The organism is Pseudoduganella sp. RAF53_2, assembly GCF_052113985.1.
Classification (GTDB): domain Bacteria; phylum Pseudomonadota; class Gammaproteobacteria; order Burkholderiales; family Burkholderiaceae_D; genus Rugamonas.
Map to the genome: position 1 here is coordinate 1 of NZ_JBFRDW010000761.1, position 2,577 is coordinate 2,577.

General features: G+C 59.8%; 3 protein-coding genes. 2 read left to right on the forward strand and 1 reads right to left on the reverse strand.

Annotation, left to right across the window (positions count from 1 at the left end; genetic code table 11):
• Positions 1 to 1,048 (reverse strand): metallophosphoesterase (locus AB4Z11_RS29080; protein ID WP_442029302.1); only part of this gene is annotated, 1,048 nt, incomplete at its 3' end.
• A gap of 234 nt (positions 1,049 to 1,282) precedes the next feature.
• Here AB4Z11_RS29080 and AB4Z11_RS29085 point away from each other — a divergent pair.
• Both AB4Z11_RS29085 and AB4Z11_RS29090 read left to right on the forward strand, forming a co-directional pair.
• Positions 1,283 to 1,912: a PEP-CTERM sorting domain-containing protein gene (locus tag AB4Z11_RS29085; protein WP_442029303.1), complete on the forward strand. Its 630-nt coding sequence runs from the start codon at positions 1,283 to 1,285 to the stop codon at positions 1,910 to 1,912.
• Positions 1,913 to 1,990: 78 nt separating this feature from the next.
• Complete coding sequence (locus tag AB4Z11_RS29090) at positions 1,991 to 2,500, forward strand: phage tail protein (RefSeq protein ID WP_442029304.1); 510 nt, start codon at positions 1,991 to 1,993, stop codon at positions 2,498 to 2,500.
• Positions 2,501 to 2,577: the final 77 nt, after the last annotated feature.

Below are 2,577 nucleotides of genomic sequence, written 5' to 3' on the forward strand. Positions count from 1 at the left end.
CCCGCGTTTCAACGATCGTGTGCTCGCGATCGGCGGACCAGTGCCGACCGTCGTAGCGCAGGCGCAGAGCAATGACGCCAAGCTGCTTACCCCACAGGCCAGCCATCACGGTCGGCACACCATTTACCGTGCCACGCACCTTGTCCACGCCCGGCAGGTTGAATTGCGGGGACTTGCTGGCCGCGTTCGGGAAGACTTCATGGGCATGGCCAATCAGCATGGCGTCGATGCCCGGCACCTGGGCCAGATGCCAGCTGCCGTTCTCCATGGCAGGCGAATACAGCGCCCCGTCAAGCCCCGCATGCGCAATCGCGACCACCAGCTCTGCGCCCTGCGCCCGCATTTCCGGGATGTAGCGCTCCGCCGCTTCGCGCCAGCCTTCCATGCGGACCTTACCTTCCAGCCAGCGTTTATCCCAGCCCATGATGGCCGGTGTCGTAAAGCCGATGATGCCGACCTTCACACTCGCCTGCACCGGTTTGCCATCCGGCCCGGTCGCCGTAATGCGCTTGTCGAAAATGCGGTACGGGGCGAACAGCGGCTTGCCGGTCTTGAGGCTGATGACGTTGGACAGCACGATGGGGAACGCCGCGCCGGCGCAAGCCTGGGTGCGCGGGGCGATGCCCTCTACGTCAAAGCGGCTGCCCGTGACTTGTTGCAGGTAATCCAGTCCGTAATCGAAATCGTGGTTGCCCACCGAGCCGCCTTCCACGCCCAGCGCATTCATGGCTTTGTAGATCGCCGGCGTTTGCGAGCAGGACACTGGCGCAACCAATGCCTGGTAATCGGCCAGCGCCGTGCCCTGGATGGTGTCGCCGTTATCGAGCAGCAGCGTATTCGCAAACTCGGTGCGGGCCTGCCGGATCAGCGTGGCCGTCCGCTCAAAGCCCAGCGTCGCGTCGGGCGCCAGCTTGTAGTAATCGTAGCTCAGTACGTTCGCGTGCAAATCCGTCGTTTCGAGCATCGCCAAAGTGGTGTGAGAACCGGCAGGCACCGTGCCGCAACCGGCCAGAGCGGCGCACATAAAAACGAAAGCAGGAACGCGCATATTGAGTCTATCGGAATGAAATTCACACATCATAACTGTTTGAGGCTTTTTACAACGGCCTTGCAATTTTGAAAAGCCTTTCTATGCTTCACTGTAGCTCAGCCATAAGTTGCACCGGAATAGGTAGTCTTTTGCAAAAAAGATACGTTACAAAACTTCAAGAAATGCGTAAAAAAGCCAAGCGTATGATCAGCCTCAATCCGCAACACATAGTTACCTTACAAGGAAAATTCCATGCAAACCTTACGCCGTACAGCAGTCGCCATGGGCCTATGGTTGACTGTAACGCTCGCACACGCCGCCCCTAATCTGGTATTGGACGGGGACTTCGAATCAAGCTTCGCCCTGCACTGGCAAGACTCGGGGCAATTCACGGTCGGCGCGGACCAGACCGGCTCGCCAGCCGCACACACGACAAACGTGTATGAAGATCTCAGCGTTCCCGGCGTGACCCCCATCGGCATTCTTTCCCAGAACATTTCCGGGTTGACGATCGGCCATAAGTACACGCTCAGCTTCGAGATTCAGCGCGCCTCCTCGACAGGCGCCGACATCGTCGACAACGAAGCTTTCGTGAAATTCGGTGGACTGACCATCTGGGATGAGAATGACGTAACGTTGGACTGGGTGACCAAAACCTTCGTCGATCTCGTAGCGACCGGCACCTCCATGCTCCTGGAATTCGGCAATACCGGCAGCGATCCCATTTTTGGCAATCAGCTCGACAATATCTCCCTGGTCGAGCAAGCTTCGACTGGTCCTAACGATCCGCCGCCCAGCGTTCCCGAACCGGGCACTCTCGCCTTGCTGGCGGGCGGCCTGGGTCTGCTGGGCGCTTCGCGCCGACGCGTTCTGCGCGCCTGAACTTCTCCCTTTTTCCTACCCAACTGATCTTGCCGTGCGATGGCGCCGACGCGCCATCCACAGCTGAGAGGAGGCAGCATGTCTGATCCGTATATCGGTGAAATCCGCATGACCGGCTTCAATTTTGCGCCGCAGGGCTGGGCACTGTGCAATGGGCAGCTCCTGGCTATCAGCCAGAACCAGGCCCTGTTTGCAATTCTGGGCACCACCTACGGCGGCAATGGCCAGACCACCTTTGCCCTGCCTGATTTGCAGGGCCGCGTGCCGGTGCACGTCGGCGCCGGGTTCAACCTGGGCCAGGTCGCCGGCGAAACAGCGCATACCCTGATTCAGCCGGAACTGCCGGGCCATACCCACAATGTGATGGCGTCGACAGCCGCGACCCACGCGTCCGATCCAACCGGACGTGCATTCGGCAACGTGCAGCCCGGCGACCTGAACCTGTTCCGGGTGCAGGACAATTCGGCCACCATGGATGGCCCGACGGTCGGTCCGGCCGGCGGTTCACAGCCGCACGAAAACATGCAGCCTTATACGGTGGTGAATTTCGTCATCGCCCTGGAAGGCATCTTCCCGCCCCATAACTGAGCCGCGCGCAAAGGGAGAACAATATGGATCCATTCCTCGGTGAAATTCGACTTTTCTGTGGCAACTTCGCGCCGCGC